Here is a 12,701-nt window from a genome sequence, read left to right as displayed (position 1 = left end):
GCTCGGCCTTGTAGGCTGACTCCCGCGGGGATCCGACGCATCTGCAACGTTGTAGAATGGCCGCGAGCAAGGGGGTGCGCATGGCGGTGACGTTGCACGACGTGGCGCGGGTCGCCGGCGTCTCGATCAAGACGGTGTCGAACGTGATCAACGACTATCCGTACATCCGTCCCGCCACGAAGCAGCGCGTCGAGGACGCCATCGCCGAGCTCGGCTACACCCCCAATCTCACCGCGCGCAATCTGCGCTCCGGGCGCACGGGCGCGATCGCGCTCGCGCTGCCGGACCTGAGCCTCGCCTACTTCGCCGAGCTCGCCGCCGCCGTGATCGCCGCCGCCGAGGCCTCGGGGGTCTCGGTCATCGTCGAGCAGACGGGTGCGGATCCCGTGAGGGAGCGCGAGCTGCTGCGGAGCCCCCGCCTCAAGCTCACGGACGGGCTGATCTTCAGCCCGCTGGGGCTGGGCCAGGACGATGTCGACGCCCTGGACGTGCCCTACCCGCTGGTGCTGCTCGGCGAGCGGATCTTCGACGGGCCGACCGATCACGTCACGATGCGCAACGTCGAGGCCGCACGTGCTGCGACCGCATTCCTGCTGGCGTCGGGTCGCCGCAGGATCGCCGTGGTCGGCGCGCATGAGGGCGAGGTGATCGGATCCGCAGCGCTGCGTCTGCAGGGATACCGCGAGGCTCTGGAAGCGGCCGGGGTCGCCTACGACGAGGACCTGATCGGATACACGACCTTCTGGCACCGCGCGAACGGAGCGCTGTCGATGCGCGAGCTGCTCGCGCGCGGAGTGGAGTTCGACGCCGTCTTCGGGCTGAACGACACCCTGGCACTCGGTGCCATGCGCGCCCTGCAGGAGTCGGGTCGGCACGTGCCCGCGGACGTCGCCGTGGTCGGGTTCGACGGGCTGGACGAGGCCGAGTACTCGATCCCGTCGCTCACGACGATCGATCCGGGACGCGAATGGATCGCCAAGACGGCGGTGAAGACGCTGCTCGAGCGGATCGCCGGAGCAGCGGACGAGGCTCCGCGGACGCTGCTCGCCGACTTCCGCATCCTCGAGCGCGAGTCCGCCCCCGCCGGCTGACCGCGCCCGCTCAGCTCGGCGCTTGGTTGACGCCGCCGCTCGGTGGACGCCGCCGTTCAGCGCCCCGACTCCGGCGCGCTGGATCCCGAGCTGATCGGCCGCTCCCGGTGACCGGGATCGGGACCGCGATCAACGATGTCGATCGGCGCGGTTGACAGCGCGTGCGTCGTGCCGCAGAATGCTTCTACAACGTTTACCAACAACGTTGTAGAACTGCCCGGATCCCTTCAGGATCCGGAGCGCGACATCGCCGTCATGCGTCCCCGAGAGGAAATCAGCACAATGAAGTCACGGGTCCTGGCAGCAGCGGGCATCATCGCCATCGCCGCCGCCTCCATCACCGGCTGCTCGTCAGCCGCATCGTCGTCGGACAGTCACGCGCTGACCTTCATGTTCCGCGGCAACGATGCGGAGAAGGCGGCCTACACGGCGGCGATCAAGCAGTTCGAGAAGGACAACGGCGCCACCGTCAAGATCATCATGACCACGGCGGACGACTACAACACCAAGCTCAAGGCCGCGATCACGGGCAAGAAGGTCCCCGACGTGTTCTATGTCGACCCGGGCAGCGTCCAGTCGTATGTGAAGTCGGGCATCATCCGCGACATCACGAAGCAGGTCGAGGCCGCGCCGACCTACGACGACATCTGGAAGTACGGCATCGACAGCTACCGCTACGACGGCAAGCTCGTCGGCAAGGGCGCGATCTACGCCGTGCCCAAGGACGTGGGCCCGTTCTCCTTCGGCTACAACAAGACCATGTTCGAGAAGGCCGGCGTCCCGCTGCCCGACAAGGACAAGCCGTACACCTGGGCCGAGTTCCTCGACGTCGCGAAGAAGCTCACCCAGGACACCAACGGCGACGGCAAGCCCGACCAGTGGGGCACGGGCCTCAACGTCACCTGGAACCTGCAGTCGTTCGTGTGGTCGAACGGCGGCGACTGGGTGAACAAGGACCGCACCAAGGTCACGGTCGACACCCCGGAGTTCACCGAGGCGCTGCAGTACTTCGCCGACCTGAGCGCGAAGGACGGCGTCACCCCGTCCGCGACGGAGGCGGCGAGCCTCGACACCTACCAGCGCTGGATGAAGGGCCAGATCGGGTTCTTCCCGGTCGGCCCGTGGGACGTGCCCACCTACGAGAAGCTGCCGTTCCAGTGGGATCTGATCCCCTACCCGGTCGGCAAGACCGGCAAGCCCGCGACCTGGGTCGGCACGCTCGGCATCGCCGTCAGCGAGACGGCGAAGAACCCCGATCTGGCCACGAAGCTCGCGCTCTACCTCAGCACCGACAAGACCGCGCAGAAGTCGCTCGTCGACGCCGGCGTGCAGATCCCGAACCTGAAGAGCGCGGCCACGACCTGGGCCTCCTCGTCCACGCTGCCGCCGGCCAACAAGCAGGAGTTCCTGAAGATCGTCGAGGACTACGGCCGCCCGCTGCCCGCGAACTCGACCTACAGCGGCGAGTGGTACGACGAGTTCTGGAAGAACATCCAGCCGGTGCTGGACGGCAAGGTCACGGCCGCGGACTACGTGAAGAAGGAGCAGCCGGCGATGCAGAAGCTGCTCGACAAGGCCAACCAGGACGCCAAGCAGGGCTGATCCGGCCGCGGGGGCGCCGTGCCGGCACCCCCGCACCCACCATCCGGATCCGTCCGGGCACGCTTCGTCACACCTCGGAGGTGGACCATGGCGGCACTGCCGCACGCCGCGCGTCGTTCCACGCTGCACCGGAGGGAGCATCTGGCCGCCCTCGCCTTCATCGCCGTGCCGGTCCTCGGGTTCCTCGTCTTCGTCGCGTTCCCGATGGTCTACGCGGTGTACATCTCGTTCACGAAGTGGAACGGGCTCACCGATCCTCGTCCGATCGGGATCCAGAACTACCTCGACATCGTGGCCGATCCCTACTTCTGGCAGGCGATGGGAAACACGATCTTCATGATGATCGGCATCCCGATCGGCCTGGTGCTCTCGCTGCTGCTGGCGCTCGCGCTGAACCGCAGGATGCGCGGCACCACGTTCTTCCGCACGGTCTACTACGTGCCCGTGATCTCCTCGCTCGCCGCGGTCGCGATCCTCTGGCAGCTGGCGTACAACGGCGATGTCGGACTGGTCAACCACCTGCTCGCGCTGGTCGGCATCGACGGGCCGAACTGGCTGCAGGATCCGCTCTGGTCCAAGCCCGCGATCATCATCATGGCGGTCTGGAAGGGCCTCGGCTTCTCGATGCTGCTCTACCTGGCGGCGCTGCAGTCGGTGCCCCGACACCTCTACGAGGCGGCCGCGATCGACGGCGCCGGCGCGTTCCGCCAGTTCCGCTACATCACCGTCCCGATGCTGCGGCCGGTGACCTTCTTCCTGGTCATCACGAGCATCATCGGCGGATCCCAGATCTTCATCGAGATCAACATCATGACCCCGACCGGCGGGCCCGAGTTCTCCACCGCTTCCATCGTCTGGTACATCTGGCAGAAGGCGTTCAACTACTCGCAGATGGGCTATGCGACGGCGATGTCGGTCGTGCTGGGCCTGCTGGTCTTCGTCGTCACGGCGATCCAGTTCCAGATCAACCGTCGGTCCCAGTTCTCCATCGAGTGAGGCAGCCATGACTCTTGACGCCCTTGACACCGTGGCCACCGTCGTCCCATCCTCCGCGGGAGACCGTCGCCGTCGCCGGCTCCCCGGCGCCCCGGCCGAGCCCTCGCGGGCAGGCACGCGCACGCGTCGGCACCGCCTCACCAACGCGATCCTCACGATCGTGCTCGCGCTCGGCGGGATCGTCATGATCGCGCCGCTCGTGTGGACCCTCAGCACCTCGCTCAAGTCCAAGACGGCAGCGCTGACGGATCCGCTGCAGTGGATCCCGGATCCCCTCCAGTGGGACAACTACCTGCGCGTGTGGGACGCGGGCCCGCTCGCCGCAGGCATCATGAACAGCGTCATCGTGTCGGTGAGCGTGACCGTCGTCGGCACCGGGTTCTCGGCCCTCGCCGCCTTCGCCTTCGCGAAGATGCGGCTGCCGTTCAAGAACGGCATCTTCCTCACGCTGCTCGCCGCGATCATGATCCCGTTCCCGACGATCATGATCCCGCAGTTCATGATGTTCTCGAACCTCGGCCTCGTGGACACGTTGTGGCCGCTGATCCTGCCGGGACTGTTCGGGAACATCGTGATGATCTTCTTCCTGCGGCAGTTCCTGGACACCGTGCCGGACTCGATCATCGAGGCCGCCAAGCTCGACGGGGCCGGATACCTGCGGATCTTCACCACGCTGATCTTCCCCGCGATCCGTCCTGCGGTCGCCGCGCAGTTCATCCTCTGGTTCATGGCGGTGTGGAACGACTACCTCGCCCCGGTCATCTACCTGAACACGCCGGAGAAGCAGACCCTGCAGGTCGTGATCGCGACGTTCAACGCGACGTACGCGACGCAGCGCGACTACCCGCTCATCATGGCGGCCTCCTTCATCGCCCTGATCCCGGTGCTCATCGTGTTCGTGGTGTTCCAGCGCCAGATCATCGAGTCGGTCGCGCTGACCGGGGCGAAGGGCTGAGCATGTCCACCGCATCCCTGACCGCCGAGGCGGCCGCCGCCCTCGCCGGCACCCGCGGCGCGCACGACCCCACCGTCGTGCGCGGCGAGAACGGCCTCTGGTACATGTTCGGCACCGACGCCGCGCCCGGCGTCGCCGACATCCCCGCGGGCGCGCACGTGCGCACGTCGCCCGACCTGGTGCGGTGGAGCTTCGCCGGCACCGCGCTCGACGGCGTCCCGGCCGCGGCCGCGGAATGGTCCGGAGCCTCCGGGCTGTGGGCGCCCGAGGTGGTGCGCTGGCCCTCCGGAGGGTGGCACATGTACTACTCGGCGTCGACGTTCGGATCCCGGACGTCCGCGATCGGGCTCGCGAGCGCCGAGACGCCGGCCGGGCCGTGGACGGATCGCGGCATCGTGATCGCCACCCGGCACGACCGCGACGCGCACAACGCGATCGACGCGGCCGTGACGTTCGACCGGGAAGGGCGCCCGTGGCTCGCCTACGGATCCTTCTTCGACGGGATCCGGATCGTCGAGCTGGATCCGGTGACGGGCCTGCGGGCCGGCGAGGAGCAGGGCGCGCTCATCGCGCGGCGCCCCGCCTCGGTCGACGGCGCGATCGAGGGCGCGTACATCCTCTATCGTGCCGAGGAGGACCGCTACGTGCTGTTCTGCTCGTACGACTCCCTCGCCAGCACCTACAGCGTGCGCGTCGGCGCCTCCCGCGAGATCACCGGCCCGTACCTGGACGCGAACGACCGACCGCTCGTGGCGGCCGAGGGGCAGGATCCGCTCGAGACCGGCACCAAGGTGCTCGGCGGTCACCGGTTCCCCGGCGGCACCGGACTGATCGCCCCCGGTCACAACTCGATCCTGCGCGACGGCGACGCGACGTTCATGGTGCACCACGTGCGCCTCGCCGACGACCCTGCGCAGCACGAGGCGCAGATCCGCCGGCTGCACTTCACCTCGTCCGGCTGGCCGGTGGTGTCCCCGCACCCGTTCGCGGGCGCGGAGCGCGAACTGCTCGACGCGCCGGCCGCGGTCGCCGGGCGCTGGCAGGTGATCCGCTGGGATCCTCGCGACGCCGGTATGCTCGCGTCCACCCGCGCCGAGGTGGTGCGCACCGGGCTGCTCACCGACGGCGAGCCGGCGTCCGCGACCCTGCGCCTGCAGGTCGACGCGACGGACGAGGGCGAGGGACGGCGGGTGGATCTCGACGCGGTCGTGTTCGGCGCCTGGGATCCGGTGGCCGCGCGCACCGTGCTCGTCTTCGGCGGCATCGACGCGGACGGGATCGTCTGGTCGGGATCGCAGGAGGCGATCGCATGAGCCTGGGATGGACCGGCCGGGTCATGCGCATGCTGCAGGTCGTCGTCACGCTCGTCGCGGTCGACCTGCTGATCCTGGGCGGGACGATCCTCGGTCTCGTCGTGCTCGGGCTGTTCCCGGCCCTCGTCGCCGGGGGAGCGGTGCTGCTGCGCGACGCCGGGGAGGGCGGCACGGTCCGCGGCTTCGCGCGCACCTACCGGGCGGAGTTCCGCCGGGCCAACCTGGTCGGTGCTCCCTTCCTCGGCGCGGCGGCGCTGCTGGCCGCCGACGCCGCCGTGCTGCCCCGCGTGGCCGGACCTCTCGGCGCGGCGCTGCTCGTGCTCACGATCGCGCTGTCCGCCGGGGTGCTCGTGACGGCCGCGGTCGCCGTCGCCCTGCTGGTCCGCTACGACGGAGGGCCGGCGACCGTGCTGCGGCACGCGGTGCTGATCGCCGCGGGCAGCCCGGGCACAGCCCTGGCGGTGCTCGTCACCGCCGTGGCCCTCGGCGCGGTCTGGATCGCCCTCCCCGTCGCCCTCGCGCTCGTCGGGGCATCCCTGCCGCTGCTGCTGGCGCTGCGGCTGATCGACCGCCGGCTCCTCCGGATCGACCAGGACCACCCGCTGCGCCGGCCCGATCCGGCCCCGGTCCTCGACTCCTGATCCCGCCCTTCCCGACCCGATGTCCTTGCACACCGGCGGCGTCCGCCGCCCCCTGCCGCTGTCCCCAGCCGGCCCGTCCCAGAAGGAAAGACACCCGTGACCACCGCACGCATCACCATCGACCGGAACGAGGTCGTCGCCCCGATCGACCGGCGCATCTTCGGATCGTTCGTCGAGCACCTCGGCCGCTGCGTCTACGACGGCATCTACGAGCCGGGACACCCCACCGCGAACGAGGACGGCTTCCGCCTGGACGTCGTCGACCTCGTGCGCGAGCTCGGCGCGACCACCATCCGCTACCCCGGCGGAAACTTCGTCTCCGGCTTCCGCTGGGAGGACTCCGTCGGCCCGCGCGACCAGCGCCCCGTCCGCCGTGACCTCGCCTGGCACTCGATCGAGACGAACCAGGTCGGCGTCGACGAGTTCTCCCGGTGGCTGAAGCTCACCGGATCCGAGCTGATGATGGCCGTCAACCTCGGCACCAGAGGCATCGAGGCGGCCCTCGACCTGCTCGAGTACTGCAACCACCCGTCCGGCACCGCGCTCAGCGACCAGCGCATCGCGAACGGCACCGTCGAGCCGCACGACGTGCGCATGTGGTGCCTCGGCAACGAGATGGACGGCCCCTGGCAGACCGGCTACATGACCGCGGACGACTACGGCAAGATCGCCGCCCGCACGGCGCAGGCGATGAAGGCCGCCGACCGCACGCTCGAGCTCGTGGTGTGCGGGTCGTCCGGATCCTCGATGCCGACCTTCGGCGACTGGGAGCGCACGGTCCTCGAGCACGCCTACGAGCATGTCGACTACATCTCCTGCCACGCGTACTACCAGGAGCGCGGCGGCGACCTCGACTCCTACCTCGCCTCCTCGCTGGACATGCAGTACTTCATCGAGACCGTGGTCTCCACCGCCGATCACGTCGGCAACAAGCTGAAGTCCAAGAAGAAGATCAAGCTCTCCTTCGACGAGTGGAACATCTGGTACCTCGACGAGCACCGCGAGTCGGACGAGGTCAACGACGAGTGGCGGGTCGCCCCGCGACAGCTGGAGGACGTGTACTCGGTCGCCGATGCGGTCGTGCTGGGCAACCTCCTGATCACGCTGCTGAAGAACCACGACCGCGTCGCCTCGGCCTCGCTCGCGCAGCTCGTGAACGTGATCGCACCGATCATGACCGAGCCGGGCGGCGACGCGTGGCGGCAGACCACGTTCTTCCCGTTCTCGGTGACCTCGCGGCTCGCGCGCGGCGAGGTGCTGCGCCCGCGCATCGACGCCGGCACCTACTCGACGGCGGTCTACGGTGCCGCCCCGCTGGTCGACGCCGTCGCGACGACCGCCGAGGACGGATCCGCCGTGTTCCTGGTGAACCGCAGCCGCAGCGAGTCGATCCAGGTCTCGATCGACGTCGCCGGCCTCGGCGTCTCGACGATCGCCGAGGCGGTCACCCTGTGGGACGACGACGTGTACGCGAAGAACACGCTCGCCGATCAGGACCGCGTGGGCCTGAAGGCGCTCGAGGGCGCCGTGCTCGACGGCGGCGTGCTCACCGTGACGCTGCCCCCGGTGTCGTGGTCGGCACTGTCGCTGGCGTGACCTGAACGGCTTCGNGCGACGGCAGGCGCCCGCCTGCCGTGAGGACAGTGGAGAGGACAATGATGTTTCGCAGACGCTCGAAGGTCAGGAACGTACTGCTGGCGGCGGCCGCGGCGGTCGCCGTCGCCGGCGCGGCACTCGGGATGAGCGCCGCCCCCAGCTCGGCGCACGCGGTCGCCGCGCAGCGGGTGGCGGTGCAGGGCGATCTCGTCGTGCACGACCCCGCGCTCGTGGCCGGCCGCAACGGCGCGCCCTGGTACGTGTACTTCACCGGTGACGGCGCGATCGGTGACGGCAACATCCGCATCAAGCGATCGACCGACGACGGCCGCACCTGGCACGACATCGGAACGGTGTGGGACACGAAGCCTGCGTGGGTGAAGGCGGCCGTGCCGAACGTCGACAACCTCTGGGCGCCGGAGATCTACCGCCACGGCAACACCTACTACCTGTACTACGCCGCATCGAGCTTCGGCTCGAACAACTCCGTCATCGGGCTCGCCACGAACACGACGCTCGACCCCTCGAGCGCGGATTACAAGTGGGTCGACCGGGGGCCCGTCGAGACGTCCTCGACCTCCGACGACTTCAACGCGATCGATCCGGCGATCGTGCAGGACCACGACGGAACGCCCTATCTGGCGTTCGGGTCGTTCTGGAGCGGCATCCGCATGGTGAAGCTGTCCTGGCCGACGGGTACGCGGGCGGACCAGGCCGTTCCGCTGCGCATCGCGGATCGGCAGTCGCCGCCGAACGCCGTCGAGGGCGCCGCCATCGTCCCGCACGAGGGCAAGTTCTATCTCATCGTGTCTCGCGACTTCTGCTGCCGCGGTGTGAACAGCACCTACAACATGGTGGTCGGGAGGGCGGACTCCGCGGCCGGGCCGTACTACGACAAGAACGGGGTCTCCATGCTCGCGGATGGTGGTACTCCGCTGCTGGCATCGAAGGGATCCGAGATCGGTCCGGGCGGAGCCTCGTACTCGCACGGATATCTCGCGTGGCACTTCTACGACGCTGACCACAACGGCGTGCCGACCCTCGCGCTCGCGAAGCTGGGCTGGGGCGCCGACGGCTGGCACGACGATCGGCTGAGAAGCCGGCAGGGGCCCGGAAGCGCCCGCCGGCGTGCCCCGCGTGACGGCGGCCGTTCCTGCTCGCGGGAACGGCCGCTTCACGCGGCGCGGCTCCACGGCATCTCCTGCCGGACCAAGGTCGGGCGCTGCCTCAGAACGGCGGCGGGTCTGCGGTGCGGAATCCGGTCGGGCTGGTGACTTGGACCGACCGGTCGGGGCGGCTGTCGAAGCGGAACCGGGTGCGATGGTTGCGCACGTGGTCCGCCGGGCACAGGGGGCGCAGATTGCTCGCATTGGTCGGGCCGCCGTGGGCCCACATGCGCTCGTGGTCGAGGTCGGCGTCGAGGGCGAGTCGTGTGCAGCCATCCCGTGCGCAGGTGCCGTGCTGGAGCACGAGCCAGTCGCGCTGCGCCTTGGTGGGCCGGTAGCTGCGGCGGTCCATGTCAAGGACGACGCCGCGGACCGGATCCGTGATCACCCGGCGGAACGCGGACGCGTCGAGGAACGCCTGCCGTGCGGTGAGCGGATCGATCGGGCCGTGTCCGACGAGCTGCGCCTGGCTGAGGGACGTGATCGGGTTCAGCGCTTCGCCGGGGCTCGAGAACCCAGTTCCCGAACCGCCGCCCCGGCCCGTCAGCAGTCCGACCGGAACGGTGACGAACACGCGGGTCTTGACCGCCGTCGATGTTCCCACCCCGCACAGCCAGTCCGTGAACAGATCGGCGTGGATCTGGTCACGCGTGCGCTGTTCCCGCGTGTCCTTCTTCAGGTGCTTCGCTGTCGCCGTCAGGCGCCGCTTGATCGCGAGGGCCTTGACCGTCGGCACGAGTGCCATGATCCAGCTCATCCCGTCGTCGATCTCCTCCAGCACGACCCGCCGATCCACCATGGCTCGTGCGTGCCGCACCTCGGCCGGAGCCGGGTCCAGCCGCTCCGTCAGCGCCTTCAGCCGGCGCCGGAACGCGGCGAGGGGCAGGTGCAGCACCCATCGCGCGCACGCCTGGTCGATCAACGCGATCGCCTTATCCGCATGTGCACGCTGCTCCGCGGTCGCGCCGACAGGTGCACGCAGTCGTAGCGCCGCAGCGACGGCCGCGTCGACGAACCTCATCGCGGCGACGCCGTCCGCCGCCCGCTGCCACATCAGTGGAAGCGATTCCTGAGCGGTCTCCGCCGTGCACAGGACCCGGCGCACCTCATTCTCGGAGACCTGCAACCGCAGCGCCACCTCGAACACGATCGACCGGATCGCGTGGTCCAGATCGTCTACCCCGTCGCCGACCGTGTAGATCTCGGGATGACGGCGGACATGCGCCACCACCTCCGCGATCCCGGCCGCCTGTTGGAACGCGCGACGATTGATCGCGAACTCGTCCTCGATCAACCCGTCCAGCATGCGCGCCGCCAGGAACGTCTCATCGACCTGCTCACGGACCACCTCGACGTCGGGGATCCGCACCCTGTCGTCGCCTTCTTCCGTGATGAACTCCATACTCCAGAATAGCATAGATGTCCGATTTAAGCTTAAGAAAGAGGAAAAAATCATAGAAGAAAAGTCGCACACGAGAGAGGGGTCAAGGTACGCCGACCGCAGCAATCTCGCGGCGCGAACGCTCGACGCAGCGGAAGACACCGTCTCACGCATCGCCACCGACGGCCGCCCCGTTACTGAGATGGCCGATGAAGTCATAGCCAGGGCCGGATGGCTGCCAGCCCGTGACACTGCCGAGGGCGTTGTGCCCGGCGGGCGCTTCTGACGTCCGGGCGCCGGCACGACGGAGGAAGGGGATCCGGCATCACAAGAACGGCCGTCCCCTTCTCAGGAACGGCCGACCTTGTGGCAAGGGACCGCGAGCGCGGCCCGACTCGGGGAGATTCAGGACCGCGCGACTTCGAGCTCGACCGCCGACCACGACAGGGCCGGCAGCGTCAGCCGCACCACGCCGTCGTCCAGCGCGACGCCCTCCAGCGGGCGCAGGCCGACCGTGCGCTGCGCGTCGAGCGTGTTCGCACTGTGCCGGTCGCCGCCGTCGGGCACGGCCAGCACCTCGGCCGAGTGCACCGCGGTGGCGGACAGCCCGCGCAGGTCGAGGTCGACCGTGGCCTCGGAGTCGAGCGAGCGGTTCGCCAGGAACAGCGCGATCCGGCCGGACTCCTCGTCCCAGGTCGCCACCGCGTCGACCTCGTCCACATCGCCGAAGCGAGCGGTCGGGGTCTGCGTCGACGAGACCGCGAGCCGCAGGATCCGCCCCTTCGCCATGCGGGCCATCCGGGCGAACGGCCAGAAGATCGCCTGCCGCCAGGCGGGCCCGCCCTCCTCGGAGAGGATCGGCGCGATCACGTTCACGAGCTGCGCCTGGTTGGCGATCTTCACCCGGTCGCCGTGCCGCAGCAGGCTGTGCAGCAGCGTCCCGACGACGACGGCGTCCGTGACGGAGTAGACGTCCTCGATGAGGCGGGGGTGCTCGTGCCAGCCCAAGGCGGCGATCGCCGCAGCCTCCACGTCGTTGTACCGCGAGGCGTACCAGACGTTCCACTCGTCGAACGAGATGTTCACCTGCTTGCGGTGCTTGCCGGCCGCCTTGACCGCGTCGATCGTCGACACGACGCCGTCGATGAACGTGTCCATGTCGACGCCCTCGGCGAGGAACGAGGCGACGTCGCCGTCGTGCTCCTCGTAGTACGCGTGCATCGAGATGTAGTCCACCTCGTCGTACGCGTGCGTGAGCACCGTGTGCTCCCAGGTGCCGAACGTGGGCATGCCCCGGTTCGAGGATCCGACCGCGACGAGCTCGATCGAGTCGTCGACGAGCTTCATCGCCTTCGCGGTCTCCTGGGCGAGCCGGCCGTACTCGGCGGCCGTCTTGTGACCGATCTGCCACGGGCCGTCCAGCTCGTTGCCGAGGCACCACAGCGTGATGCCGAACGGATCCTCGGCGCCGTTGCGGCGGCGCAGATCCGACCAGTACGTGCCGCCGGGGTGGTTGGCGTACTCGACGAGCGCCCGCGCCTCCTCGACCCCGCGGGTGCCGAGGTTGATCGCCTCCATGACCTCGACCTCGGCCTCGCGCGACCAGTCCATGAACTCGTGCAGGCCGAACGCGTTCGTCTCGATCGTGTGCCAGGCGCCGTCCATCCGCACCGGGCGATCGGCGATCGGGCCGACGCCGTCCTCCCAGCGGTAGCCGGAGACGAAGTTGCCGCCGGGGTAGCGGATCACGGTCGGGCCGAGCTCGCGGACCAGCTCGAGCACGTCGGTGCGGAAGCCGCGGGCGTCGGCCGCGGGATGACCGGGCTCGAAGATCCCGGTGTACACGCAGCGGCCCATGTGCTCGACGAACGATCCGAACAGGCGGTGCGGCACGTCCGCGATCGTGAAATCGCGATCGATGGTGATGCGGGCGTGAGTCATGCGGAGGGATCCCTTCGGG

At 69.1% G+C, this 12,701-nt stretch carries 11 protein-coding genes; 9 read left to right on the top strand and 2 right to left on the bottom strand.

What is annotated here, in order from left to right; translation table 11 throughout:
* The first annotated feature begins 80 nt into the window (after positions 1-80).
* From ACTJJZ_RS03820 to ACTJJZ_RS03785, 8 genes are all read left to right on the top strand, one after another.
* Positions 81-1,091, top strand: a complete 1,011-nt coding sequence (locus ACTJJZ_RS03820) for a LacI family DNA-binding transcriptional regulator (protein WP_440720060.1) — start codon at positions 81-83, stop codon at positions 1,089-1,091.
* Between the two features lie 282 nt (positions 1,092-1,373).
* Positions 1,374-2,693 carry an ABC transporter substrate-binding protein gene (locus tag ACTJJZ_RS03815; RefSeq protein WP_440719850.1) on the top strand — a complete coding sequence of 440 codons (1,320 nt, stop codon included), beginning with the start codon at positions 1,374-1,376 and terminating at the stop codon, positions 2,691-2,693.
* A gap of 87 nt (positions 2,694-2,780) precedes the next feature.
* Positions 2,781-3,689, top strand: a complete 909-nt coding sequence (locus ACTJJZ_RS03810; protein WP_440719849.1) for a carbohydrate ABC transporter permease — start codon at positions 2,781-2,783, stop codon at positions 3,687-3,689.
* 7 nt (positions 3,690-3,696) lie between these two features.
* On the top strand, positions 3,697-4,644 hold the full coding sequence (locus tag ACTJJZ_RS03805; protein WP_440719848.1) for a carbohydrate ABC transporter permease: 948 nt from the start codon (positions 3,697-3,699) through the stop codon (positions 4,642-4,644).
* A gap of 2 nt (positions 4,645-4,646) precedes the next feature.
* Positions 4,647-5,957, top strand: a complete 1,311-nt coding sequence (locus tag ACTJJZ_RS03800; protein WP_440719847.1) for an arabinan endo-1,5-alpha-L-arabinosidase — start codon at positions 4,647-4,649, stop codon at positions 5,955-5,957.
* A complete protein-coding gene (locus tag ACTJJZ_RS03795) occupies positions 5,954-6,598 on the top strand; it encodes a YesL family protein (RefSeq protein ID WP_440719846.1) in 645 nt (214 codons plus the stop codon). The genes ACTJJZ_RS03800 and ACTJJZ_RS03795 overlap by 4 nt, the downstream gene beginning before the upstream one ends.
* 96 nt (positions 6,599-6,694) lie before the next feature.
* Positions 6,695-8,194, top strand: a complete 1,500-nt coding sequence (arfA, locus tag ACTJJZ_RS03790; protein WP_440719845.1) for an arabinosylfuranosidase ArfA — start codon at positions 6,695-6,697, stop codon at positions 8,192-8,194.
* A gap of 59 nt (positions 8,195-8,253) precedes the next feature.
* On the top strand, positions 8,254-9,468 hold the full coding sequence (locus ACTJJZ_RS03785) for an arabinan endo-1,5-alpha-L-arabinosidase (protein ID WP_440719844.1): 1,215 nt from the start codon (positions 8,254-8,256) through the stop codon (positions 9,466-9,468).
* Here ACTJJZ_RS03785 and ACTJJZ_RS03780 read toward each other — a convergent pair.
* A complete protein-coding gene (locus ACTJJZ_RS03780) occupies positions 9,422-10,762 on the bottom strand; it encodes a DUF222 domain-containing protein (RefSeq protein WP_440719843.1) in 1,341 nt (446 codons plus the stop codon). The genes ACTJJZ_RS03785 and ACTJJZ_RS03780 overlap by 47 nt on opposite strands.
* On the opposite strand from ACTJJZ_RS03780, the gene ACTJJZ_RS03775 reads away from it, so the two are divergent.
* A complete protein-coding gene (locus ACTJJZ_RS03775) occupies positions 10,749-11,027 on the top strand; it encodes a hypothetical protein (RefSeq protein ID WP_440719842.1) in 279 nt (92 codons plus the stop codon). The genes ACTJJZ_RS03780 and ACTJJZ_RS03775 overlap by 14 nt on opposite strands.
* A 119-nt stretch (positions 11,028-11,146) precedes the next feature.
* Here the strand turns inward: ACTJJZ_RS03775 and arfA (ACTJJZ_RS03770) are convergent, their stop codons facing one another.
* Positions 11,147-12,682: an arabinosylfuranosidase ArfA gene (gene arfA / locus ACTJJZ_RS03770; protein WP_440719841.1), complete on the bottom strand. Its 1,536-nt coding sequence runs from the start codon at positions 12,680-12,682 to the stop codon at positions 11,147-11,149.
* Between the last annotated feature and the right edge of the window lie 19 nt (positions 12,683-12,701).

It is taken from the genome of Microbacterium sp. 22242 (assembly GCF_052045495.1).
Classification (GTDB): Bacteria; Actinomycetota; Actinomycetes; order Actinomycetales; family Microbacteriaceae; genus Microbacterium.
The sequence above is the reverse complement of the archived record's forward strand: the minus strand, read 5'-3'. Positions and strand labels throughout refer to the sequence as shown.

Excerpts from the sequence above, each read along its gene's own strand:
- ACTJJZ_RS03805 (WP_440719848.1), top strand. The coding sequence starts at position 3,697 with ATGACTCTTGACGCCCTTGACACCGTGGCCACCGTCGTCCCATCCTCC.
- ACTJJZ_RS03810 (WP_440719849.1), top strand. The coding sequence starts at position 2,781 with ATGGCGGCACTGCCGCACGCCGCGCGTCGTTCCACGCTGCACCGGAGG.
- ACTJJZ_RS03785 (WP_440719844.1), top strand. The coding sequence starts at position 8,254 with ATGATGTTTCGCAGACGCTCGAAGGTCAGGAACGTACTGCTGGCGGCG.
- arfA (WP_440719841.1), bottom strand. The coding sequence starts at position 12,682 with ATGACTCACGCCCGCATCACCATCGATCGCGATTTCACGATCGCGGAC.
- ACTJJZ_RS03795 (WP_440719846.1), top strand. The coding sequence starts at position 5,954 with ATGAGCCTGGGATGGACCGGCCGGGTCATGCGCATGCTGCAGGTCGTC.
- ACTJJZ_RS03820 (WP_440720060.1), top strand. The coding sequence starts at position 81 with ATGGCGGTGACGTTGCACGACGTGGCGCGGGTCGCCGGCGTCTCGATC.
- ACTJJZ_RS03815 (WP_440719850.1), top strand. The coding sequence starts at position 1,374 with ATGAAGTCACGGGTCCTGGCAGCAGCGGGCATCATCGCCATCGCCGCC.
- ACTJJZ_RS03780 (WP_440719843.1), bottom strand. The coding sequence starts at position 10,762 with ATGGAGTTCATCACGGAAGAAGGCGACGACAGGGTGCGGATCCCCGAC.
- ACTJJZ_RS03800 (WP_440719847.1), top strand. The coding sequence starts at position 4,647 with ATGTCCACCGCATCCCTGACCGCCGAGGCGGCCGCCGCCCTCGCCGGC.